This is a genomic window from Pseudomonas sp. TUM25319 (genome assembly GCF_056388475.1).
The window spans coordinates 4812799-4836318 of the sequence record NZ_CM150751.1 but is presented as its reverse complement, the minus strand read 5'-3'; the positions used below and the strand labels follow the sequence as shown (position 1 = coordinate 4836318).

Annotated in this window: 21 protein-coding genes and 1 pseudogene; 12 read left to right on the top strand and 10 right to left on the bottom strand. The window is 65.4% G+C overall.

Annotation, left to right across the window (positions count from 1 at the left end):
- Positions 1 to 22: 22 nt before the first annotated feature.
- Positions 23 to 1792, bottom strand: coding sequence for an acyl-CoA dehydrogenase C-terminal domain-containing protein (locus tag AC05QJ_RS21980; RefSeq protein WP_476743385.1), 1770 nt, complete (start codon positions 1790 to 1792; stop codon positions 23 to 25).
- Positions 1793 to 1822: 30 nt separating this feature from the next.
- Entirely contained in the window at positions 1823 to 3445 is a 1623-nt protein-coding gene (locus AC05QJ_RS21975) for an acyl-CoA synthetase (protein WP_476743384.1), read from the bottom strand.
- A 220-nt stretch (positions 3446 to 3665) separates the two neighbouring features.
- Here AC05QJ_RS21975 and AC05QJ_RS21970 point away from each other — a divergent pair, with 220 nt between their 5' ends.
- Both AC05QJ_RS21970 and AC05QJ_RS21965 read left to right on the top strand, forming a co-directional pair.
- Positions 3666 to 5462 carry a PAS domain-containing sensor histidine kinase gene (locus AC05QJ_RS21970; RefSeq protein WP_476743383.1) on the top strand — a complete coding sequence of 599 codons (1797 nt, stop codon included), beginning with the start codon at positions 3666 to 3668 and terminating at the stop codon, positions 5460 to 5462.
- Between the two features lie 14 nt (positions 5463 to 5476).
- A complete protein-coding gene (locus tag AC05QJ_RS21965) occupies positions 5477 to 6103 on the top strand; it encodes a response regulator transcription factor (RefSeq protein WP_476743382.1) in 627 nt (208 codons plus the stop codon).
- A 104-nt stretch (positions 6104 to 6207) separates the two neighbouring features.
- On the opposite strand, the gene AC05QJ_RS21960 is transcribed toward AC05QJ_RS21965, so the two are convergent.
- Positions 6208 to 6528 carry an ElaB/YgaM/YqjD family protein gene (locus AC05QJ_RS21960; RefSeq protein ID WP_476743381.1) on the bottom strand — a complete coding sequence of 107 codons (321 nt, stop codon included), beginning with the start codon at positions 6526 to 6528 and terminating at the stop codon, positions 6208 to 6210.
- A gap of 132 nt (positions 6529 to 6660) precedes the next feature.
- Between AC05QJ_RS21960 and AC05QJ_RS21955 the strand changes: the two genes are divergently transcribed.
- A complete protein-coding gene (locus AC05QJ_RS21955; protein ID WP_476743380.1) occupies positions 6661 to 6927 on the top strand; it encodes a hypothetical protein in 267 nt (88 codons plus the stop codon).
- On the opposite strand, the gene AC05QJ_RS21950 is transcribed toward AC05QJ_RS21955, so the two are convergent.
- Positions 6924 to 7385 carry an LEA/WHy family protein gene (locus AC05QJ_RS21950; RefSeq protein ID WP_476743379.1) on the bottom strand — a complete coding sequence of 154 codons (462 nt, stop codon included), beginning with the start codon at positions 7383 to 7385 and terminating at the stop codon, positions 6924 to 6926. The two genes, AC05QJ_RS21955 and AC05QJ_RS21950, sit on opposite strands and share 4 nt — an antisense overlap.
- Before the next feature lie 131 nt (positions 7386 to 7516).
- Between AC05QJ_RS21950 and AC05QJ_RS21945 the strand changes: the two are divergent.
- The 7 genes and pseudogenes from AC05QJ_RS21945 to AC05QJ_RS21915 form a co-directional block, all read left to right on the top strand.
- Positions 7517 to 8027 (top strand): annotated as a pseudogene (locus AC05QJ_RS21945) (RNA polymerase sigma factor); the annotation flags it as partial.
- The gene (locus tag AC05QJ_RS21940; RefSeq protein WP_476747987.1) at positions 8028 to 8903 is read left to right on the top strand and encodes a FecR family protein; all 876 of its coding nucleotides are present in this window, start codon (positions 8028 to 8030) and stop codon (positions 8901 to 8903) included. It begins immediately after the preceding pseudogene.
- Positions 8904 to 9036: 133 nt separating this feature from the next.
- On the top strand, positions 9037 to 11460 hold the full coding sequence (locus AC05QJ_RS21935) for a TonB-dependent receptor (RefSeq protein ID WP_476743378.1): 2424 nt from the start codon (positions 9037 to 9039) through the stop codon (positions 11458 to 11460).
- A 136-nt stretch (positions 11461 to 11596) separates the two neighbouring features.
- A complete protein-coding gene (locus AC05QJ_RS21930) occupies positions 11597 to 11884 on the top strand; it encodes a hypothetical protein (protein WP_476747986.1) in 288 nt (95 codons plus the stop codon).
- 23 nt (positions 11885 to 11907) lie between these two features.
- On the top strand, positions 11908 to 13056 hold the full coding sequence (locus AC05QJ_RS21925; RefSeq protein WP_476743377.1) for a PQQ-dependent sugar dehydrogenase: 1149 nt from the start codon (positions 11908 to 11910) through the stop codon (positions 13054 to 13056).
- A 269-nt stretch (positions 13057 to 13325) separates the two neighbouring features.
- Complete coding sequence (zapE, locus tag AC05QJ_RS21920; protein ID WP_476743376.1) at positions 13326 to 14429, top strand: cell division protein ZapE; 1104 nt, start codon at positions 13326 to 13328, stop codon at positions 14427 to 14429.
- A 10-nt stretch (positions 14430 to 14439) separates the two neighbouring features.
- Entirely contained in the window at positions 14440 to 15027 is a 588-nt protein-coding gene (locus tag AC05QJ_RS21915) for a DinB family protein (protein WP_476743375.1), read from the top strand.
- Here the strand turns inward: AC05QJ_RS21915 and AC05QJ_RS21910 are convergent.
- Positions 15021 to 15455, bottom strand: coding sequence for a YqaA family protein (locus AC05QJ_RS21910; RefSeq protein WP_476743374.1), 435 nt, complete (start codon positions 15453 to 15455; stop codon positions 15021 to 15023). The two genes, AC05QJ_RS21915 and AC05QJ_RS21910, sit on opposite strands and share 7 nt — an antisense overlap.
- A 196-nt stretch (positions 15456 to 15651) precedes the next feature.
- On the opposite strand from AC05QJ_RS21910, the gene AC05QJ_RS21905 reads away from it, so the two are divergent.
- Together AC05QJ_RS21905 and AC05QJ_RS21900 are read left to right on the top strand one after the other, a co-directional pair.
- Positions 15652 to 16218, top strand: coding sequence for an antibiotic biosynthesis monooxygenase (locus AC05QJ_RS21905; RefSeq protein WP_476743373.1), 567 nt, complete (start codon positions 15652 to 15654; stop codon positions 16216 to 16218).
- A 58-nt stretch (positions 16219 to 16276) separates the two neighbouring features.
- On the top strand, positions 16277 to 17095 hold the full coding sequence (locus tag AC05QJ_RS21900; RefSeq protein WP_476743372.1) for an alpha/beta fold hydrolase: 819 nt from the start codon (positions 16277 to 16279) through the stop codon (positions 17093 to 17095).
- A gap of 124 nt (positions 17096 to 17219) precedes the next feature.
- On the opposite strand, the gene AC05QJ_RS21895 is transcribed toward AC05QJ_RS21900, so the two are convergent.
- The 5 genes from AC05QJ_RS21895 to AC05QJ_RS21875 form a co-directional block, all read right to left on the bottom strand.
- A complete protein-coding gene (locus tag AC05QJ_RS21895) occupies positions 17220 to 18131 on the bottom strand; it encodes a LysR substrate-binding domain-containing protein (protein WP_476743371.1) in 912 nt (303 codons plus the stop codon).
- Positions 18132 to 18272: 141 nt separating this feature from the next.
- Positions 18273 to 20060 carry a monovalent cation:proton antiporter-2 (CPA2) family protein gene (locus AC05QJ_RS21890; RefSeq protein WP_476743370.1) on the bottom strand — a complete coding sequence of 596 codons (1788 nt, stop codon included), beginning with the start codon at positions 20058 to 20060 and terminating at the stop codon, positions 18273 to 18275.
- 258 nt (positions 20061 to 20318) lie between these two features.
- Positions 20319 to 20750, bottom strand: coding sequence for a DUF411 domain-containing protein (locus AC05QJ_RS21885; protein ID WP_476743369.1), 432 nt, complete (start codon positions 20748 to 20750; stop codon positions 20319 to 20321).
- A gap of 126 nt (positions 20751 to 20876) precedes the next feature.
- Positions 20877 to 21737, bottom strand: a complete 861-nt coding sequence (locus tag AC05QJ_RS21880) for a copper resistance protein B (RefSeq protein WP_476743368.1) — start codon at positions 21735 to 21737, stop codon at positions 20877 to 20879.
- A complete protein-coding gene (locus AC05QJ_RS21875; protein WP_476743367.1) occupies positions 21730 to 23433 on the bottom strand; it encodes a copper resistance system multicopper oxidase in 1704 nt (567 codons plus the stop codon). Before AC05QJ_RS21875 ends, AC05QJ_RS21880 begins: the two co-directional genes overlap by 8 nt.
- Between the last annotated feature and the right edge of the window lie 87 nt (positions 23434 to 23520).

The window sequence follows — 23520 nt, the reverse complement described above, 5'->3', positions numbered from 1 at the left end:
CCGGGGCAGGAGCGGCAGCGCCTCAGAACTGTTCCGCATCCAGCAGATACAGGCTCTGGCTTCCGGCGACGACGCTGGCCTGCAGCGACAGCACCCGCGGCAGCAAGCGTTCGAAGTAGAAGGTCGCGGTCGCCAGCTTGGCGTCGTAGAACGCCGGCTCCCGGTCGCGGTTGGCCCGGGCAGTGGCGGCCATGCGTGACCACATCCAGGCGTAGGCCACGTAACCGAACAGGTGCAGGTGTTCCACCGATGCCGCGCCGACCGCGTTGGCATCCCGGCTGGCCTGCTCGCGCAGCCACTGGCTGGTGTATTCCAGGCGTTCCAGCGCGTCCAGCAGTTGTGGCGCGAAGGGAGGTGCGCTTTCGCAGAAGGCGCGGATCTGCGCCGCCAGCAGGGCCAGCGACTGGCCGCCGTCGGCCACGACCTTGCGTCCCAGCAGGTCCAGGGCCTGGATGCCATTGGTGCCTTCGTAGATCTGCGCGATGCGCACGTCGCGCACCAGCTGTTCCTGGCCCCATTCGCGGATGTAGCCGTGACCACCGAACACCTGCTGGCCCAGGACGCAGCTCTCGAGCCCGGTGTCGGTGAAGAACGCCTTGGCCACCGGCGTGAGCAGGGCCACCAGGCGCTGGGCGGTGTCACGCTCGTCGGCATCTTCGGCGAACTTGGCGATATCCAGCTGCTGCCCGACATAAGTGGCAAAGGCGCGCCCGCCTTCAGTGAGGGCGCGCATGCTCAGCAGCATCCGGCGTACGTCGGGATGGACGATGATCGGGTCGGCGATGCGGTCTCTGGCCTGTGGCCCGGTGGCGGCGCGACTTTGCAGGCGATCGCGGGCGTAGCGGGCGGCGTTCTGGTAAGACGCCTCGGCGCAGCCGATGCCCTGGATGCCGATGGACAACCGTTCGTAGTTCATCATGGTGAACATCGCCGCCAGGCCGCGATTCGGCTCTCCCACCAGGTAGCCGACGGCGCCGTCGAAGTTCATCACGCAAGTGGCCGAGGCCTTGATGCCCATCTTGTGCTCGACCGAGCCGCAGCTCACCGCGTTGTCCACGCCAAGGCTGCCGTCGTCGCCCACCACGCGCCTGGGCACCAGGAACAGCGAGATGCCTTTCGGGCCGGCCGGTGCGTCGGGCAGTTTGGCCAGTACCAGGTGAATGATGTTCTCGGTCAGGTCCTGCTCGCCGCCGGTGATGAAGATCTTGGTGCCGCTGATGGCGTAGCTGCCGTCGATCAGTGGCTCGGCCTTGCTGCGGATGATGCCCAGGTCGGTGCCGGCGTGGGGTTCGGTCAGGCACATGGTGCCGGCCCATTCGCCGCTGTACAGCTTCGGCAGGTACAGGGCGCGCAGGGCGTCACTGGCGTGGGCGTCGATGGCCAGGCAGCAGCCGGCGCTCAGCGCCGAGTACAGGCTGAAGCTGCAGTTGGCGGCATAGAGCATTTCCTCGAACTGCACCGCGAGCATCTTCGGCATGCCCATGCCGCCGTGCTCGGGATTGCCCGACAGGCCGACCCAACCGCCTTCGCGGTAGGTGCGCCAGGCCTCCTTGAAGCCGTCGGGCGTGGTGACCCGGCCGGCCTCGAAGCCCACACCTTGCTCGTCGCCGGAGCGGTTCAGCGGGGCGATCAACTGGCCGGTGATCTTCGCTGCTTCTTCAAGGATGGCATCGGCGGTTTCGGCATCGACGCTGGCGGCCAGGGCCGGCAGTCGCGCCCACAGGTCGGGGCCCTGGAACACTTCATGGAGGACGAAGCGCATGTCGCGCAGCGGGGCATTGAATTCAGGCATCGTGGTTCTCGTAGCGGATAAGGAGGAAAATCAGAGCGCCTTGGCCCAGTCACGCAGCAGGTACTTCTGGATCTTGCCGGTGGAGGTCTTGGGCAACTCGCGGAACACCACGGTCTTGGGCAGCTTGAACCCGGCCAGGTGCTCGCGGCAGAAGGCGATGATGTCGGCCTCGCGGGTGTCTTCGAAACCGGCCTTGAGGGTGATCCAGGCGCAGGGCGTCTCGCCCCATTTCTCGTCCGGACGGGCCACCACCGCAGCTTCCAGCACGGCCGGGTGACGGTAGAGGGTGTCTTCCACTTCGATGGTGGAGATGTTCTCGCCGCCGGAAATGATGATGTCCTTCAGGCGGTCCTTGATCTCGACATAGCCGTCGGGGTGCCAGACCGCCAGGTCGCCGGTGTGGAACCAGCCGCCGCGGAACGCTTCGGCGGTCGCCTCGGGATTTTTCAGGTAGCCCTTCATCACCGTGTTGCCGCGCATGAAGATCTCGCCCAGGGTATTGCCATCGCGGGCCACCGGTTCGAGGGTCTGCGGATCGGCGACCATCAGACCTTCCAGGGTGGCGTAGCGCACGCCCTGGCGCGACTTGATCCGCGCCCGCTCCTGCAGCGGTTTCTCATCCCATTCGGCATGCCAGGCGCAGACGGTCACCGGGCCGTAGACCTCGGTCAGGCCATAGACGTGGGTGACCTTGATGCCCATTTCTTCCACCGCACCGATCACCTTGGCCGGTGGCGCGGCGCCGGCGACCATGGCATTGACCGGATGGTCGATGGCCGCCTTGGCCGAATCGGGCATGTTGATCAGGGCGTTGAGCACGATGGGGGCGCCGCACAGGTGGCTGACCTGGTGCTCGCGGATCAGGGTGAGGATCTTCTGCGGATCGACCCGGCGCAGGAAGACGTGGGTGCCGGCCAGGGCAGTGACGGTCCAGGGGTAGCACCAGCCATTGCAGTGGAACATCGGCAGGGTCCACAGGTACACCGGGTGGTTGCCCATGGCCCAGGTCATCTGGTTGCCCAGCGAGTTGAGGTAGGCGCCGCGGTGATGGTAGACCACGCCCTTGGGGTTGCCGGTGGTGCCGGAGGTGTAGTTGAGGGAGATCGCCTGCCACTCGTCCTCGGGCCAGCTCCAGGCGAACTCCGGGTCGCCTTCGGCGAGAAACGCTTCGTAGTCCAGTTCGCTGACAGCGGCGCCTTCGCCGTATTCCGGGTCATCGACGTCGATGACCAGTGGCGGATGCGCCATGAGTTTCAGGGCGGCGGCGATGACCTTGTGGAACTCGCGGTCGGTGATCAGCACCTTCGCTTCGCCGTGTTCGAGCATGAAGGCGATGGCCTCGGCGTCGAGGCGCACGTTCAGGGCGTTGAGTACCGCACCGATCATCGGCACGCCGAAGTGGGCTTCGAGCATCGCCGGGATGTTCGGCAGCATGACCGCCACGGTGTCGCCCTGGCCGATGCCGCGTCCGGCCAGGGCGCTGGCCAGGCGCCGGGAGCGCTGGTAGGTTTCCCGCCAGTTGCGGCGGATCGAACCGTGGATCACGGCGGGGTAGTCACCGTAGACCGCTGCAGTGCGTTCGATGAAGCTCAAGGGGGTGAGGGCGACGTGGTTGACCGCGGCGGGCTGCAGGCCCTGGGAGAAGATCGACATGAAAGCGGAGTCCTGTGCAGGAGGCAGCCGCGCCGGACATGACCGTCCCAGGCACAGGCTGAAACCTCCGATGGCTGATTGTTAGCTCTGATCAGGTTTCTGGGAGCGGTCTCACGGGGGACTGCTCCGGTGCTGCATTTTTACGCTGTTCGCCATGGTACATGGAAGATAGACTATAGCAATATGGTACAAATACTATAAAAACACCGGAGCCATCGCTGTGATCGACATCCCCCTGGCCTTGCTCGACAAGGACCCGCAGCCCAGTCTGCTGCTCGATGCCGGTGCCACCCTGCGCGCCGCCAATCCGGCCATGCTCAGGCAACTCAACGGCTGGCCGCCGCAAAGTCTGGCGGTGCTGCTGCCGGCCAATCATGCTGCGCTGGTCAATGCCTGCCTCAGCCAGCAGCGGGCGATCAGCGATGTCGAAGCCCTGGCTGGCGAGCGGATTCTGCTCTGGACTTTCATTCCTGCCGGTGACGATCGGGTGCTCGCCCGTTGCCGCGACGCTACCAGCGAACGCCGTGCCGAGCGCGAGGCCAGCCAGGCCCGGCGCCTGTACCGGCTGATCACCGAAAACACCACCGACCTGATCTCCCGGCACACCCCCGATGGCTGTTTTCTCGATGCCTCGCCGGCCTCCTACCGCTTGCTGGGCTACTGGCCGGAAGAGCTGCGCGGGGTGGCGGTGCAGTCGCTGTTCCATCCCCAGGACCGCCGGCAATACCTGCAGCAAGCCTCGCATGCCCTGGAGAAGGACGGCTACCAGACCATGACCTGCCGGGTCCGCCATCGGGATGGCCGCGACCTGTGGTTCGAGATCTCCAGCCGGGCCATTCGCGAGACCTACACCGGTGCCGTGGTGGAAATCGTCAGTGTGTCGCGAGACATCAGCGTGCGCATCGAGGCCCAGGAAAACCGCCGGCGCCTGGCCGAAGTGGTGGAGGCCAACACCGATCTGGTGCTGTTCACCGACCCGGACGGCAGCCTCACCTACCTCAACGGCTCGGCCCGCCGCGCATTGGGGTTGGTGGATGTCGAGGCCGTGCCGCCGCTGCGCCAGCTGCTCGATGAAGACGCCCAGCAACGCCTGGATGACGAAGGCTGGCTGCGCGCCGAGCGCGACGGTGTCTGGCAGTGCGAAGCACGGTTGGCGCCCTATGACGGCGGGGCGGCGTTTCCGGTGTCGCTGGTATTGCTGGCGCACACCGCTGCCGGTGGCGAGCGCTACTACTCGCTGGTAGCCCGGGACATGACCGAGCGCGAGCTGCGGGAAACCCAGCAGCGCCGGCACCAGGATGAGCTGGCCCATACGGCGCGGCTGGTTACCCTGGGCGAACTGGCCTCCGGCATCGCCCATGAAATCAACCAGCCGCTGGCGTCGGTGCTCAACTACGCCGCCGCCAGCCAGCGTTACCTGCACGCCCTGGACCGTGACCCGCAGGCGGCGGGGCGGGTTGCGCAGGGGTTGCAACGGATCAGCGAGCAGGCCACCCATGCCGCCGAAGTGATCAAGCGCCTGCGGGCCTTCCTGCGCAAGGAGCCGCGTCGCCTGCAGGCGCTGTCGGTGGCCGAGGTGGCGCGGGAGGCGGTGCGCCTGTGTGCCTGGGAAGCCCGCCATGCGCAGGTGACGATCGAGCCGCGAATGGCGGACAATCTGCCGCCGGTCTACGCCGACCGGGTGCTGCTCGAGCAAGTGCTGCTCAACCTGCTGCGCAACGCCATCGACGCCAACCGCGAGAAACAGCCCGGCCAGCCGTCGCGTATCGTGCTCAGTGGCGAGCAGGAGGGCGGCTGGCTACTGATCCAGGTGATCGACCAGGGGCCGGGCGTGGCACTGGAGCGGCTGGACGGGATCTTCACCCCGTTCACCACCAGCAAGCCGGAGGGCCTGGGGCTTGGCCTGAGCATGAGCCGCAGCATTGTCGAAGGCTTCGGCGGCACCTTGCAGGCCAGCCCGGACGAGGGTGGCGGATTGATTCTGAGCTGTCGGCTGGCGCCGGCGGCAAGTGTTTGAACAAGGGGATTTTGATGCAGGATCCGAAGGTCTATGTGGTCGACGACGACCAGGGCATGCTCGACTCCACCGTCTGGCTGCTCGAATCGGTCGGCCTCAAGGCGTTGCCATTCACCAGCGGCCAGGCGTTTCTCGATGCCTGCGAGGGCGACCTGCCGGCCTGCGTGCTGCTCGACGTGCGTATGCCCGGCATGGGCGGCCTGAGTGTGCAGGAGGCCCTGCGCGCTCGCGGGATCGACCTGCCGGTGATTTTCGTCAGTGGCCACGCCGATGTCCCCATCGTTGTACGGGCGTTCAAGGCCGGTGCCTGCGACTTCATCGAAAAGCCCTACAACGATCAGTTGCTGCTGGACAGCGTGCAGGAAGCCTTGGGGCGCTCGTCGAAAATCCAGGTCGGCAGCCGCCAGCGTGATGCGGTGCAGGCGCGGATCGACAGCCTCACGCCACGGGAGAAGGATGTGTTCCTGCCGCTGGTGCAGGGTTACACCAACCGCGAGATCGCCGAGCAACTGGATGTCAGCGTCAAGACCGTGGATCTGTACCGGTCGCGGGTGATGAAGCGGATGCAGGCCGAGCACCTGCCGGAGCTGGTGGGAATGGCGATTGCCTGTTCGGTGGTGGATCCGTTGCAGTTGCGTTGAAGCTCAGGGCCTCATCGCCGGCAAGGCCGGCTCCCACAGGTTCTCCGAATCACATGGAACCTGTGGGAGCTGGCCTTGCCAGCGATGAGGCCCTGGCCGTCAACTCAGGAGCGGCGCCCCAGCAACAGCCCCACCACCAGCCCGAACCCCGCCGAAATCGCCACCGTCTGCCACGGATGCCCGCCAATGTAGGTCTCGGTCGCTTCCACCATCGGCTTGGCCTTGTCCCGCACGCTACCCACGGCATGGCTGGCCTGGCGCAGCTTGAGTTGCAACTGGGCGCGCAGGGTCTCGGCGTCTTCTCCCACCAGCGACGCGCTGTCGTTGAGCAGCTTTTCCGACTCTTCGATCAGGGCCTGCAGTTCGCTGAAGGCCTGGTCCTTGATTTGATCGGTGTCGAGGGAATGGGTGCTTTTCCTGGCCATGAATACTTCCTCTGGTAAGTGATGAACCTACTGAATGGAGTCTCCGTCTGTACGGAAAGTTGCAGCGGTTTGCCGGGCATCGGCGGCTAGAGTGTAAGATAGCGCCTATTTTCAAGCGGCAGGAATTACCCCATGAGTTTCAATCTGGCCAACAGGAGCTTCGCCGAGCGGGCGGAGATCGAGGATGAGAAAGCGCGACTGTTCGAGCTGTGGCAGACCAACCTGGCCAAGGCCAAGGGCGAGGCGGCCCGGCTGATCGGTGAGAAGCCGCGGCGCAAGGGCAAGTGGGCCGAGTGGGTGCGCGCCGAACTGGACGGCATGTCGCCGCCGGAGTACGCCAACATGGTGCGGGGCGAGGTCAACAAGCTGATGGCTGCGGCCACCGCCGGCAAACCCTAACGCGGCAGTTCGAAGGTGCCGCGGTCACTGAAGCGCTGGGTGCCGAACACGCCACCTGCCAGCTTGCCGCGCACTTCGTAGGGCATCCCGTCGAGGCTGCTCATCCGGCTCAGGCCCAGCGCCTGGCGCAACACCGAAAACGCCGTGATGCTCACTGGCACCACCAGCACCTGCTCGCTGAATCGTCCGATGCTGCCGTGCTGGTCGCTGACCCCGGCGGCCAGCGGCTGGCCGTTCACCTCGAGATTCAAGGCGACGCCGTTGTACTCGATCGGCGTCTCGTTCGGGTTCTGTACCCGCAGTTTCACCGCCATGCGCAGCTCCAGTTCCTGGCCGGGCAGAGGCTCGATGCCGATCACGCTGATATTCACCGGATCGCGGCCCTGGAGCAGGGCGCACGCGGGCAGGGTCAGGATCAGCAATACGGCGAGGGCACTGCGCAAGGTGCGGACGATCATGGGTCGCGGTCTCCGGAAAACATGCCCGGAGTGTGGCAAATGCATCGCAACGTTGAAAGTCGGATGCGACTTGAAAGATACTGTTTCTCATTAACGTACGACAATTCCTCCCACCGGCGATCCTTCTTCCCATGCTGACGTCTCCCGTGTCCGGGCTGCTGGCCAGTTTCCAGGAACACTATGATGAGCTGTTGCAGTTCCTGACCCGGCGCATGAACGATCGACAGCGGGCGGCCGATGTCGCCCAGGAAACCTGGCTCAAGCTGGTCAGGATCGACCAGGACGCGCTGCCGGTGGAGCATCCGCGCAGTTTCATTTTCCGTGTGGCCGGCAACCTGGCCATCGACACCCTGCGCCGCGAACAGCGCCAGGAAAGCAACCTCGGCGACAGCGATGCGGCGGAGCAGGTGGCCTGTCCCGCGCCGGCGCCGGAGGCGGCGCTGCTGGCCCGCGAGCGGCTGCAGATGCTTGATGAGGCGTTGCTGCAACTGTCCGACAATGCCCGCCAGGCCCTGCTGCTCAACCGTGTCGAGGGCCTGACCCAGGCGCAGATAGCACAACGGCTGGGCGTTTCCGAGAGCATGGTGGCAAAATACATCGGCCAGGCCCTGCGCCATTGCCGCGACTGGCTCAAGCACAACCATGACTGACGCCGCCATGTCCGAACCGCAGCCCATTGCCGATCTGTCCGACGATGCCCTCGACTGGCAGGTACTGTTGCATTCGGGCAACGCCAGCGCCGCCGACCGCGATCGCTACCAACGCTGGCGCGGGTTGAGCGCCGAGCACCGCCTGGCTGCCGAAGACGCCGAAGCACTGTGGGGCGACCTCGGCCACACCCAGGCCGCTGCTGTGTTGCCCAAAGCGCCCGTGCGGCGTCCCGCCTGGGGCCGGGCGATCGCTGCCTCGCTGCTGCTGGCGCTGGTGGGCTACGGTGGCTGGCAGCAGGCACCAGCACTGTTGGCCGACTATCACACCAGCACCGGCGAGCGCCGCACCGTCACGCTGGAAGATGGCTCGAAAGTCACCCTCAATAGCGCAAGCGCCTTGTCGGTGAATTTCACCGGCGAGCGCCGCAACGTTTCGCTCAAAGCCGGCGAAGCGCTGTTCGAGCCCGCCGCCGATCCGCGGCCCTTCGTGGTCGAGAGCGGCGCCGATGCGGTGCAGGGGCGCGACGCGGTGTTCAGCGTGCGCCGCCAGGGCGAGACCAGCACCGTGGTGGTGAGCCGCGGCCAAGCGCAGGTCGGCGGTCGCCTGCTGCAGGTCAGCCCCGACGCTCAGGCCCAGACCGCCTGGCAGCGCGGCAAGCTGATCTTCAACGGTCGGCCGCTGCGGGAGGTGATCGCCGAGCTCGAACGTTACCAGCATGGGCGCATCCTGATTTCCGACAGCCAGTTGGGCGCGCTGCAGGTCAGCGGCGTGTTCGACCTCAACGACCCCCATGGCCTGCTGCGCACCCTCGAACAGCGCTATGCGCTGAAGGTCACCTATCTGCCTTGGCTGGCCGTGCTCTACTGACCTCGGTTCGGCGCCGCGCAGAAATTTTCAAAAAAATTCAAAACGCCGCTGCAAGTTCTTCATTGCCAGATCGTCGTAGTGGGACTGATCAGAAACTCATTCTCATTTACGACCCTCTGTCTGGAAGAAAACCGTGAAAGGTCCGTTCACCCCAACCGACTGTTTCAAGCCCGCCCTGCTGGCGTGTGCCATTACCGCCAGCCTGTTTGGCGCCGTTGCCGTGCAGGCTGGCGATGCCCAGGCTCCGGCCGGCGTGGCCCAGGCCCGCCAGATCACGCTCGACTTGCCCGCGCAGAGCCTCGACCAGACCCTGACCCGGTTCGCCGACCAGGCCGACCTGCATCTGCTGTACACCACCAGCGACGTCGCCGGTCTGTCCAGCGCCGGTCTGCACGGCGCCTTCAGCGTCGAAGAGGCGCTGAACCAACTGCTTGCCGGTAGCGGCATGAGCTGGCAGTTCAGTGACGCGCGTACGGTGATCCTGCGCAAGGCCGAACCCCAGGCCAGCGTCAATCTCAAGCCCATCGAGGTCAGTGTCGCCTCGCGCACCAGCACGGCCATCAGCGAAATTCCCGGCACTGTCTGGGTGGTGGACCAGGAGCAGCTCAAAGAGCAGATCAGCAACGGCGTGAGCCTCAAGGAGGCCATCGGCAAACTGGTACCGGGCCTTGACCTTGCGCCGGAGGGGCGGACCAACTACGGCCAGAACATGCGCGGGCGCAACGTGCTGGTGATGATCGATGGCGTCAGCCAGAACAGCTCCCGCGGGCTGTCCCGCCAGTTCGACAGCATCTCGCCGTTCAACGTCCAGCGCATCGAAGTGCTCTCCGGCGCCAGCGCCATCTACGGCGGCGGAGCCACCGGCGGCATCATCAACATCGTCACCAAGAAGGGCGAACCGGGCGCGGCGCGCTTCGAAACCCAGGTCGGCGCCAGCAGCGGCTTCAACAACAGCGATGACCTGTCGACCCGCATCGCCCAGTCCGTCAGCGGCGGCAACGAGCGCATCAATGGCCGCCTCGGTGTTTCCGCCGAGCAGAACGAAGCTTTCTACGACGGCGCCGGCAACCAGATCTTCATCGACAACACCCAGACCGACCTGCAGTACAACCGCACTCTCGACCTGATGGGCAGCCTGGGAATGCAGTTCAACGATCAGCAGAGCCTCGACCTGCTGGCCCAGTACTACGACTCGGGCAACCACGGCAGCACGGGCATCTACTTTCCCCACCTGAACTACAACGCCCCGTCGGACCTGGAAGACGCCGAACTGCGCAGCGGCTACTCCACCGACCTCGAGCCGCGCACCAAGCGCCTGCTGCTCAACGCCAACTACCACCACACCGACGTCCTCGGCCAGGACTTCTACCTGCAGGCGTCGTACCGCAAGGAAGACGACAACTTCTACCCGTTCCCGTACTACAACGCCGGCACGCCCCGGGGTTCGAAAGGCGTGTATTTCGCCGCCTCGCAACAGAACTTCGAGGTCAGCAGCCTCAAGGCGCTGTTCGCCAAGCAGTGGGACAGCCTCAAGCTGACCTACGGCGTGGACATCGATCGCGAACGCTTCAACGCCGAGCAAACCACGTTCGAAGCACGTACCTCGTCCAGCAGCGGCGGTCTCGACCTGAACGAGGCGAGCAAGGCGGCGCGCTACCCCAGCTACCGTGTCGACGGCCTTTCCGCCTACGCGCAACTGGACTGGCACCTGACCGACAACCTGACCCTGTCCGGCGGCGCCCGTCGCCAGCAGATGGACGTGGATGTCAGCGACTTCAAGGGCGTGCCCGGCGGCAGCAACGACTACCAGGTCAACCTGTTCAACATCGGCGCCATCTACGACTTCAAGAACGGTCACCAGGTCTGGGCCAACTATGGCGAAGGCTTCGACCTGCCGGACCCTGCCAAGTACTACGGCAAGGCCGGCCTGAGCGTCGACGACAACCCGCTGGCCGGGATCAAGAGCCGCCAGGTGGAAACCGGCTGGCGCTATTCCGACCTCGACTGGGACGCCCAGGCAGCGGTGTACTACATCTGGTCGGACAAGATCATCACCACCGACTCGGCGACCCTGACCATCAACGTCGAAGACCAGAAGAGCCGCGACTTCGGCTTCGAGGGCGCGCTGACCCGCCACTTCGAAAACGGTTGGGAAGCCGGTACCACGCTGCACCTGGTGCGCTCGGAAGAAGAAGACGCCCGCGGCGACTGGATCAAGCGCGATGCCCGCTACGCCTCGCTGTCCAAGTCCACCGCCTTCGTCGGCTGGAAGGGCGACGGTCGCAGCGCCCGCCTGCAGGCGAACAAGGCGTTCAGCCTGAAGGATGACGCCGACCACACCATCGATGGCTACACCACCCTCGACCTGCTGGGCAGCCAGGACACCGGCTTCGGCACCTTCAGCGCCGGCATCCAGAACCTGCTGGACAAGCAGTACAGCACCGTCTGGGGCCAGCGCGCGACCCTGTTCTACTCGCCGACCTACGGTCCGGCGTACCTGTATGACTATCAGGGGCGTGGCCGCACCTACACCTTGACCTGGTCGATGGCGTACTGACCCGGGCAGGGCTTCCCCTGTAACAAAATGAATCACCTCCGCGGCCCGGGCGGGTTTTATCTCGAACCTCTCGGGCCGTAGGCTATCCAACGCTGGGTAATGCCCATGTGCGGAGGTGCTTGTGTCCAGACGATTCCTGCCGGTGCTGACCGGTGCAGTACTGCTGTTGTTGCTGGGTGGCCCCACCTGGGCGGCCGATGCCGACAATCCGCAGAACAGTCCCATCCGCCGGGCCAATCCCAACAGCCAGCAGGGCACGGTCCCGGCCACGCCGCCGACGCCCGGTCCTTCTACCGCGCCCAACCCGCGCCCGCCGACCCTCGACAACCGCGGTATCGGCAACGGCGACAACCTGCGGCGCGAACAACAGACGCCGCGTCTGGAACCCATCCGTCCGCCTCGCGACTCACAGCGTGCGCCGTGATCGCCCTTCGAAAGGAATCCTGCATGACATCACGCTCCCGGCTCTTCGCCCTCGCCGCTGCCGTCCTCTTGCCGATGGCCGCCCAGGCCGTTCCTGAACGCACCTTCCCCAGTGAAGACGGCACCCTCAAGGTCAACACCCTGGCCGAAGGGCTCAAGCACCCCTGGGCCCTGGCGTTTCTGCCGGGCACCCAGGGCATCCTGGTAACCGAGCGCCAGGGCAACCTGCGGGTGATCGGTGCCGAGGGGCGGGTCGGTGCGCCGCTCTCCGGCGTGCCGGAAGTCTGGGCCAACGGCCAGGGCGGGCTGCTGGACGTGGTCCTGTCGCCCGGCTTCGACAGGGACCGGCTGGTCTACCTGTCGTATGCCGAAGGCGGCGGCGAGGGCGGCACCGCCGGTACCGCAGTGGGGCGCGGGCGGTTGTCCGCCGACCTGACCCGGCTGGAGGACTTCAGCGTGATTTTCCGCCAGGAACCGAAACTGTCTGTGGGCAACCACTTCGGCTCGCGGCTGGTGTTCGACCGCAACGGCTACCTGTTCATCGCCCTTGGCGAAAACAACCAGCGCCCCACCTCGCAGGACCTGGACAAGCTGCAGGGCAAAGTGGTGCGCATCCTGCCCGATGGCGAGATCCCCAAGGACAACCCCTTCGTCGGGCAGAAAAACGTGCAGCCGGCGATCTGGTCCTACGGCCATCGCAACCAGCAGGGCGCCGCGCTCAACCCCTGGACCGGCCAGCTCTGGACCCATGAGCACGGCCCGCGGGGAGGGGACGAAATCAACATTCCCAAACCCGGCAAGAACTACGGCTGGCCACTGGCGACCCATGGCATCAACTATTCCCTGTTGCCGATCCCCGAGGCCAAGGGCAAGGAGGTGCAGGGCACGGTGTCGCCCCACCATGTCTGGGAAAAGTCACCGGCGATCAGCGGCATGGCCTTCTACGACAACGAACGCTTCAAGGCCTGGGATCACAGCCTGTTCATTGGCGCCCTGGTAGCGCAGGAACTGATCCGGCTGCAGCTCGATGGCGACAGGATCGTTCATGAAGAGCGCATGCTCGGCCAGTTGAATGCACGGATTCGCGATGTTCGGGTGGGACCGGACGGGTTCCTCTACGTGCTGACGGATGAGGAAGATGGCGAGCTGTTGAAGGTGGGGCTGGCGGAGTGAGTGCAGGCGCGCCGCGCGTCTTGTGAGCGCAACTGTGTGTGCGAGCTTGTCGGGGCGCCGAACCGTCGCAGACCCTGAGTCCCCGATCAGTCTGACACACCCGGGACACAGGCTTTATGGCCGCTGCGCGCCCAATCGCGGCTGAAAGCCGCTCCCACGAGGTTTGTGCCAGGCAATGAACTCGGGTGTGACGCGGCGCCCCGTAAATCCCCACGCAAACCAGGTCATCCCTGTTATACCCTGTGCCCCTTTTCCCACGGAGGGGCCCTATGCCCGGCGTCATCACTCCCCTGGCGCTTTACCGCCAGGCCATCGGCGAGCAGGGCTTCGTCGCCGACCCCGCCCAGCAAAGGGCCGCCGAGGCCCTGCAAGCCTGCTTCGATGCCGTGCAGCGTGGCGAACCTGCGCAGGGCGTCTATCTCTGGGGCCCGGTCGGGCGTGGCAAGACCTGGCTGATGGACCAGTTCCATCGCTGCCTGACCGTTCCCGCCCGGCGCCAGCACTTCCATCACTTCATGCGCTGGCTTCACCAGCGCCTGTTCCAGCTCAATGGCACTGCCGATCCGTTGCAGGCTCTGGCCCGCTCCCTGGCCGAAGAAATCCGTGTGCTGTGTTTCGACGAGCTGTTCGTCAACGATATCGGCGATGCGATCATCCTGGGCCGTTTCTTCCAGGTGCTGTTCGATGCCGGCGTGGTGGTGGTCGCCACCTCCAACCAGCCGCCGGACCAGCTCTATGCCGATGGCTTCAACCGTGAGCGCTTCCTGCCGGCGATTGCCGCGATCCAGGCGGCGATGACCGTGGTGCCGGTCCACGGCGAACAGGACCACCGCCTGCACCCCGGCAGGCAACGCCAACGCTACTGGGTGGGCGAACCCGGTGCCCTGGCCCGTGTGTTTGCCGAATTGAGCGGCGACGCACCGTCCACCGACGCCGATCTGGAGGTCGGCTACCGCACGCTCAACGTGGTGCGGCGCAGCGACAAGGTGCTGTGGTGCGACTACCAGCAGCTGTGCGAACAGCCCCTGGCAGCGATGGAGTTCATGGCCCTGTGCGAGCGCTTCGACGCCATTCTGCTGGGCGGCGTGCCGGCCCTCGGTGCGCCACGGCGCGAAGGCAGGATCGCCCGTGGCACCGAAGACGGCGCCGAGCGGGTGGCGGCGGGAGATCGCGAGCTGCCGCAACTCTCGGTACACGACGATGGCGTTCGGCGTTTCATTGCCCTCGTGGACGAATGCTACGACCAGCGCGTGGCCCTTTATCTGGAAGCCCAGGTGCCGCTGGAAGCGCTCTACACTCAAGGGTATCTGGAGTTCCCGTTTCGGCGGACACTCAGCCGGCTGCGGGAGATGCAACTGCAACGCTTTTGCTGAGGATCCCCACATGGCCGAGCCACTGTCGCACCACTTGCTGACCATGGCCTACAACAACGCCTGGGCCAATCACCGCCTGTACAAAGCCTGCCTGCAGCTGTGCCGCGACGATTTCGTCGCGCCGCGCTGCAGTTTCTTCCCCTCGATCAAAGCCACCCTCAACCACCTGCTCACCGTGGACTGGTTCTACCTCCAGGCCCTGGAGTGCGAATTGCGCGGCGAGCCCCCGCAGGCAGATGCCGGGCGCTTCTTCGAACCCGAGGAGCCGTTCGACAACGCCGAGCAACTGCAACGGGAACAGGCGCAGACCGATCGCCGCCTGATCGCCTACTGCCGGCAATTACGTGACGACCAGTTACAGCGCTACGTGCCCATCGTGCGTCCGGAGCGGGTCCAGCGCGACACGCGCCTGCGTCTGCTGGCGCATTTGTTCGAACACCAGATCCACCACCGTGGGCAGGTTCACGCCATGCTTGCGGAGACCGACGTGCGGCCGCCGCAACTGGACGAGTTTTTCTGCGAGGGAGAGGCGGATCTGCGGGCACAGGATTTCGCCGAACTGGGCTGGACCGAGGAGCTGATCTGGCCGCGTCAGTAGTGCACCCAGCCCAGGGTGATCATCGCCAGCACCAGGTAGCGTGCGCCCTTGGCCAGGGTCACCAGCAACACGAAGCGCCAGAATGGCTCGCGCATGATGCCGGCAATCAGCGTCAGGGGGTCGCCGATCACTGGCATCCAGCTCAGCAGCAATGACCATTGGCCCCAGCGCTGGTAGCGCTGTTGGGCCTTTGCCAGTTGCGCGGCGGAAAAGGGGAACCAGCGCTTGTCGCGCCAGCGCTCGAGCGCCCGTCCCAGCAGCCAGTTGACGATCGAGCCCAGCACATTGCCCAGGGTCGCCACTAGCAGCAACAGCACCAGCGCATCAGGCTCGTGCAGCAGCAACCCCACCAGCACCGCTTCGGACTGCAAGGGCAGCAAGGTAGCGGCGCCAAAGGCCGCCAGGAACAGACCCCAGTAACTCAGCACGCTCGGTCACGACCTTGGTTCGACAGGGCTCGTAGGATATTTCCCGGTTGCCGGGCTTGCCAGCGAGGAAATCTTTGCTGACATCATCGTTCTCAAAATGGAACGCTAAAGCCAGATTTCGCTGTCTACCGCACGAAAGGTCCTGAATTTAAGCTTCTCCCATCAACGCAATCATCCACTTCAAGGACCGCAGCCGATGAACAACGCCCCTCAAGACAACCGCAACGTGGTCACGCTGGTGATCCAGCACAAAGCCCGCGCCGAATCCCTGACGCATTACGAAAACTGGCTCAAGCGTGCGGTGCGCGCCGCGCGTCTGCAGCCGGGCCATCTTGACGTCAACGTGATCCGCCCCGACGAAGGCGGGTGCCATTTCACCACCGTCGTGCGCTTTGCCGAGGCGCGGCAGTTGCAGGCCTGGGTCAACTCCGCCGAACGCCAGGCCATGATCGAAGAGGTGCTGCCGCTGCTGGAAGACGGCGACAACACCCAGGTCCACCAGGACCCCGAATTCTGGTTCACCCCGCCAACCCGTACCGCCGCGCAACCGCCGCGCTGGAAGCAGGCGGTGCTGACCTACCTGGTGATCTGCCCCATGACGCTGGTGATCCCGGCCTTGCTGGCGCCGCTGTTCACCGCCTTCCCGCTGCTGGGCGGCAAGGTCACCGGCAACCTGATCGTCAACCTGTTCGTGATCCTGCCGGTGGTGTTCTTCATCATGCCCTGGCTGACCCGCCGGACTGCCACCTGGCTGCGCGCCTGAACGTTCGTCACACCCTGCACTCAAGATCCAGACCTGCACCTTTTCAGGAGATATCGATATGAGCACCCTCGTTACCCGTGATGGCACCGCGATCTATTACAAGGACTGGGGCAGCGGCAAGCCCGTGCTGTTCAGCCATGGCTGGCCGCTGGACGCGGACATGTGGGACACCCAGATGGAATTCCTCGCCAGCCGCGGCTACCGTGCCGTTGCGTTCGACCGTCGGGGCTTCGGTCGCTCCAGCCAGCCCTGGAGCGGTTATGACTACGACACCTTCGCCGATGACATCGCCCAGCTGATCGAGCATCTGGACCTGAATGACGTAACCCTGGTGGGCTTCTCCATGGGCGGTGGCGATGTCACCCGCTATATCGCTCGCCACGGCAGCGAGCGGGTTGCCGGGCTGGTCCTGCTGGGGGCGGTCACGCCACTGTTCATCAAGACGGCGGACAACCCCGACGGCGTCGACAAATCGGTCTTCGACGACATCAAGGCCGGCCTGCGCGCCGACCGGGCGCAGTTCATCACCGACTTTGCCGCGCCGTTCTATGGCATCAACCACGGTCAGCAGGTGTCGGCCGGTGTGCAGGCGCAGACGCTCAACATCGCCTTGCTGGCGTCGCTCAAAGGCACCCTGGACTGCGTGACAGCGTTCTCCGAGACCGACTTCCGCCCGGACATGGCGAAGATCGATGTGCCGACCCTGGTCATTCACGGCGATGACGACCAGATCGTGCCGTTCGAGACCACCGGCAGGAAGGCCGCTGAGATGATTCGTGGGGCGGAGCTGACGGTGTATGCCGGGGCGCCCCACGGGTTCGCGGTTACGCATGCGCAGCAGTTGAACGAGGATCTGCTGGCGTTTCTTTCGCGGTAGGCCGGGCCGGGCGCCGCGCACGCGGCGCTCGATCCCGAGTGCGCCAAAACCCCTCTGGCTGGCCCCCCGTCAGCCACATCTCCCTTCCTGCCCGTCTCCCATCCTCACCTGCGCGTCACCCGCCTCAGGCCATATCGCTCGCGGCAAACTCCTCCGCCAGATGATCGATCAGCGCCCGTACCGAGGGCAGCAACCCGCGCCGCGACGGAAAGATCGCATGGACGATCCCGCAGCGCGGATGCCAGTCCGGCAACAACTCCACCAGACGCCCCTCCGCCAGATCTTCACGCACCGCCACCCGTGGCAAGTGGGCGATGCCGACCCCTGCGACAACGAAGTGACGCAGGGCGAACAGATCGTCGGTGACCATGCGCGGTGTGTGCGGGATCACCAGGCTGCGGCTCATGTCCTCGCCCTGGAACAGCTCCCACTGGTATTCGCGCTGAGTGCTGCCCCAATGCACGCTGGGCAGTTCACTGAGTTGCTGGGGGTCGAAGTTCTTCGGCAGGCGTTCGAGGAACGCGGGCTGGCCGACCAGGCACTGGGTGCTGTTGCTCAGCACCTTCATCACCATGTCGGTGTTTTCCAGCGGCGGGAAGCGCACCCGCAGCGCAACATCCACGCCTTCATGAAGCAGGTCGACGCGTCGGTTGGTGCTTTCGATGAACAGCTCGACCCGCGGGTACTTGAGCATGTAGCGGGTCAGCATCGGGCCGACCCAGGAGTTGAGCAGGGTAGTGGGGCAACTGATGCGTACCAGGCCGCGTGGCTCACTGAGGTTGCGCTGGATGACCTCCGCCGCGCCTTCGGCCTCGACCCGCATGGCCAGACAGCGACGGTAATACTCCTGGCCGATCTCGGTCAGCGAGCAATGCCGGCTGGTGCGGTGTAGCAAGCGCACACCGAGGCGGTCTTCGAGGTCGGCGATGCGCCGGCTGAGCTTCGACTTGGGCATGTCCAGCGCCCGCCCGGCCGGTGCGAAGCCGCCGTGCTCGACCACCTGGGTGAAGTAATAGAGGGAATTGAGGTCTTCCAAGAATCGTTCTCCGAATGGAACGGTGGTGGAAAACCGGGGAGTCTAGCGCAGCGACGCTGATCTTTGCCGCTTATCTGCCGCGGACGCGAGCGTACGGGCGAAGGCCTGCTAGGCAGGCCCGGGAAGGTATCCCTGTCGGAATCAATCCACATCCGCCTCGAACAGCCGCGCCAGCTCCAGCCGCGCTTCCTTGGCGGTCTGCATCACCTTGGCCTTGTCGTCCCGTACCCGGCCTTGCACGGCGAGCACTTCTTCGTCGTGGCGGGTGAAACGCTGGATGCGGTCTGCTGCCTGGTTTTCGCTCAGGCCCAGGCCCACCAAGGTCAGCCGGGTCATTTCCAGGCTGGAATGGAAGGTCTCGCGGATCGGTTCGGCGCCTACATCAACCAGCTTGTGCACATGCTGGCGGTTGCGCGCGCGGGCGATGACCTTGAGGTGCGGATACAACTGCTTGACCCGTTCGGCAGTGCGGGTGGTCACCTCCGGGTCATCGGTGGTGATGACGAAATACTCCGCTTCGCCGACCTTGGCGGCATGCAGCACCTCGGGGCGCAGCGGGTCGCCATAGAACACCGGGGCCTGTTCGAACGTGCGGGTCATCTCGATGGCATCGACCGAGGTGTCCAGGGCAATGAAGTTGATTTTCTGCGCCCGCAGGATCCGCGCGACGATCTGGCCCATGCGGCCCATGCCGACGATCACAACCCGTGGCGTATCGGCGCTGATGTTCTTGTATTGCTCCGGTACTTCACGGGCAGCCTGGGGACGTTTGCCCAGGCGGGCGCAGCCGAGCAAGAGCAATGGCGTGATGGCCATGGACAGGGTGATGGTCATCAGCAGCAGGTCGAAGGTCTGTGCGTCGAACAGGCCCTGGTCGCGGCCGAGCTTGAAGACCACGAAGGCGAATTCGCCACCGGCCGCCAGGACCACGTCCAGGCGCAGGGCGCTGACGGTGTTCAGACCGCCGGCGGCCCGGCCCACCAGCATCAGCAGCGGCAGCTTCACCCCCACCAGCAACAGGGTCAGGCCGACCACCACCAGCGGCATCTGCGCCAGCAGGCCGAGGTTGGCGCCCATGCCGACGCTGATGAAGAACAGCCCCAGCAGCAGGCCTTTGAACGGTTCGATCTGCGATTCCAGTTCGTGGCGGTATTCGGAGTCGGCCAGCAACAGGCCGGCGAGGAAGGCGCCAAGCGCCATGGAGATCCCGGCCTCTTCCATCAGCCACGCGGTGCCGATCACCACCAGCAGAGCGGTGGCGGTAGACACTTCCGGCAGCCCGGTGCGGGCGACGATACGAAACAGCGGACGCAGCAGGTAACGGCCGCCGACGATGACGATGGCGATGCTGCCCAGCACCTTCAGACCGTGTTGCAGGCTGTCGCCGTGGCTGGTGTCCGGACCGCTGGCGGCCAGCAGTGGCACCAGGGCGATCAGCGGGATCGCGGCGATGTCCTGGAACAGCAGGATGGCGAACGCCAGGCGGCCGTGAGGGGCGTTGAGCTGCTTGCTTTCGGCCAGGCTTTGCAGGCCCAGGGCCGTGGACGACAGCGCCAGGCCCAGGCCGAGGACAACGGCTGCCGGCAGCGACTGGGCGAAGCCGAACAGGGCGATCGCACCGATCACGGCACCGGTCAGCAGCACCTGGGCCAGCCCGACGCCGAACACCGATTTGCGCATCAGCCACAGCCGGCGTGGCGACAGCTCCAGGCCGATGATGAACAGAAGCAGGACCACGCCGAGTTCGGAAATGTGCGCGACGCTGGCGGTGTCGCGAATCAGCCCCAGGGCCTGCGGGCCGATGACCACGCCGGCCAGCAGGTAGCCGAGCACGGCACCCAGTTGCAGACGCTTGGCCAGGGGAACGGTAATGACGGCGGCTAGCAGAAAGATCACCGCGGTTTGCAGAAGGCTGCCTTCGTGTGGCATCGCTCGGACTCCATGAGCTGCGTGAGGCAGCGTTGAAAAAAGAGGGAGCATTCTGGCTGCGGGGTGGTGTGCAGACAATCCAGCTGTCGAGTGACGGATCGTCCACTCTGGCGAGACAGTCGCCTGGGACGCTAGCCGGGGGGGGGCAGGTTGTGTCTTGCAGGTGCTTGCCGTTGGACTTTCAGCGCTCTTGAGATCGAGCGCCGCCTGCCCGGCGCTCGATCTCAAGAGCGCTGAAAATCCAACGGCTGGCAAACCTCAGGGATACTCGGCAATCACTTCATCAGTCCCAGCCTTGGTCAGGCCGATGACCTGATAGGCGTCCTTGTGGTCGCCCATCTCCATGCCTGGCGAGCCCATCGGCATGCCAGGCACGGCGATGCCCTTGAGGTCGGGGCGCTTGCCCAGCACCGCAATCTGCTCAGCCGGCACATGGCCTTCGATGAACTGGCCGTTGATCACGCCGGTATGGCAGGACGCCAGGCGTGGCGCCACGCCGAGTTTCTGCTTGACCGCGCTCATGTTCGGCTCGACATGGTCATTGACGGTGTAGCCGCTGTCGCGCAGGTGGCTGATCCACTCTTTGCAGCAGCCGCAGTTGGGATCGCGGTAGACATCGATGGTCTGGGCGGCCTGGGCCAGGGTGCTCAGGGCCAGCAGGCCGAGGGCGGCGAGATTCTTTTTCAGCATGGTGTTTCTCCTTGGAATTCTGTGTGCTTTCGGGCCTCATCGCCGGCAACGCCGGCTCCCCCAATGGGTTGAAGTGTGCCCCGAACCTGCGGGGGCTGGCCTTGCCAGCGATAAAGGCCACGCGGTCTAGAACCTGAACCTTACCCCGGCCACCCACCGCGTCTGCCCGACGTCACCGTCTGCATCCCGGGCCATCCGCGCGGTATCGCCATACAGCCGGTTGAGCGACACCCCCATATAGGGCGCGAACCACGGCGTGATCTCATAGCGCAGCCGCAGCCCCGCCTCGCTGTCCGAGAGCCCGGAGCCTTGGCCCCGCCCACGGTCATCGCGGCCATGGACATTCACTTCCACGGTCGGCTCCAGCCGCCAGCGCTGGGTCAGGAGGATAGCGTAAGCCGCCTCCAGCCGCAGCGCGGTCTGTTGCCGCTCGCCGGCATACAGTGTGGCTTCCAGCTCCAGGCCATACAGTGGCGTGCCCTGGAGGCCGAGGGCGGCCCAGGTCTGGCCGCTGCCGGGTTTGAAGTCCTGGCGCACGCCGGTCACCACTTCCCACCACGGGCTGATGGCATGGCCCCATAGTGCCTGCAGTTCGGCCTTGTGGGTCGTGCCCTGTTCCCGTTCGCCCTCGCTGCGCAGCCACAGGCGGTCGATATCGCCGCCAACCCAGGCATTGGCGTTCCAGTTCAGCGCGCTGCTGCCCTCGACATCCTGGTACTCCAGTTGCTCGACGATCACCGCCCAGTTGATCTGTCGATCGTGCACCTGATGGCCAGGCAGGGGCGGGAAGGCGGCCTGGCGGTCGGCGTCGGTGACCGGTTTGAGCGGGGTGCGCGGCGGGTCTGAGGGGGACGGCGCACTGCCGTGGTTCATGGCGCTGTGGTCCATACCGACGTGATTCATGGCCGCCGCGCGGATCTCTTCGCTGCCCAGCAGCAACGCCAGGGCCAGGCCACCGAGCAGTGGCCGGTTGAGTCGTTCATTCATCGACGCGCACCTCGCGGAACATGCCCGTCTCCATGTGATAGAGCAGATGGCAGTGATAGGCCCAGCGACCCAGGGCATCGGCACTGACCCGGTAGCTACGGCGGCTGCCGGGCGGCATGTCGAGGGTGTGCTTGCGCACCTGGAAGCGGCCGTGCTCGTCCTCCAGGTCACTCCACAGGCCGTGCAGATGGATCGGGTGGGCCATCATGGTGTCGTTGACCAGGATGATGCGCACGCGCTCGCCGTATTTCAGGCGCAGCGGTTCGGCATCGGAAAAGCGCACGCCGTTGAACGACCAGGCGAAACGCTCCATGTGTCCGGTCAGGTGCAGCTCGATCTCACGACCCGGCTCGCGGCCATCGGGGTCGGCGAAGGTGCTGCGCAGATCGGCGTAGGTCAGTACCCGGCGACCGTTGTCGCGCAGGCCCAGGCCCGGATCGGCGAGATTGGCGCGGGGCATCATCGCCTGCATGTCCACCAGCGGGTTGTCGCTTTCCGAAGCCGGGTGTCGCTGCATTCCCATCATCTGGCCGTGGTCCATGCCGGCCATGCTGCCGTGATTCATGCTGCCCATGGCGCTGTGATCCATGCCCATGTCGGTCATGCTCAGGCGCGGACGCGGATCTGGCGTCGGTACCGCTGCGCTCAGGCCATGGGCGCGGGCCAGGGTGCCGCGGGCATGGCCGCTGCGGTCCATGCTCTGGGCGAACAGGGTGTATGCCGGCTGGTCGCCCACCGTGACCAGCACGTCGTAGGTTTCGGCCACCGCCAGGCGCAGTTCGTCCACGGTCACCGGTTGCACTGGCTGGCCGTCGGCGGCGATCACGGTGAGCTGCAGGCCCGGGATGCGAAAGTCGAAATAGGTCATGGCGGAGCCGTTGATCAGGCGCAGGCGCAGGGTTTCACCGGGCTGGAACAGGCAAGTGAAATTGCTTTCCGGCGGGTGGCCGTTGAGCAGGTAGGTGTAGGTCGCGGCGCTGATGTCGGCGATGTCGGTCGGGGTCATGCGCATCTGCGCCCATTCCATGCGGTTGGCTACCGTGGCGCGCCAGCCGTCGCGGGCGACATCGTCGATGAAGTCGCCCAGGGTGCGTTGCTGTCGGTTGTAGTAGTTGGCCTGTTTCTTCAGCGTCGCCAGCAGGTCGGCGGGCTTTTCGTCGCTCCAGTCGCTCAGCAGCAACACGCAGTCGCGCTGGTAGACGTGGGGCTCGGGCTGTTTCGGCTCGATGACGATGGCACCGTAGACCCCGGCCTGTTCCTGCAGGCCGGAGTGGCTGTGGTACCAGTAGGTGCCGTGCTGCTGCAGGGTGAAGCGGTAGAGATAATCGCCGCCGGGGGCGATGCCGGCGAAGCTCAGGCCGGGGACGCCGTCCATGTTGGCCGGCAGGATGATGCCGTGCCAGTGCAGCGAGGTGTCCTCGGCGAGACGGTTGCGTACCCGCAGGGTCACGGTATCGCCTTGGCGCCAGCGCAATACCGGACCGGGCAGGCTGTCGTTGATGGTCAGGGCGGTGCGCGGTGTGCCGGTGATGTTTACCGCTGTCTGGCCGATGAACAGCTCGAAGTGCTGGCCGCTCAAGTCGCGGGCATTGCGCTCGCTCGCCCACGTGTGCGGGCGCCAGAGGCCCAGGCCAGCGAGGGTGCCGGCGGCGGCGAAGCCCTTGACGAAGGTGCGGCGGGTGGGAAGGTGAGGCATTGGACAGGGCCTTTCCAGCAATGAAGATGGGCCTGACCTTAGTCGCAGGGGGCTGTCAGAAAACTGAGGTTTGAATTACAGATTTGT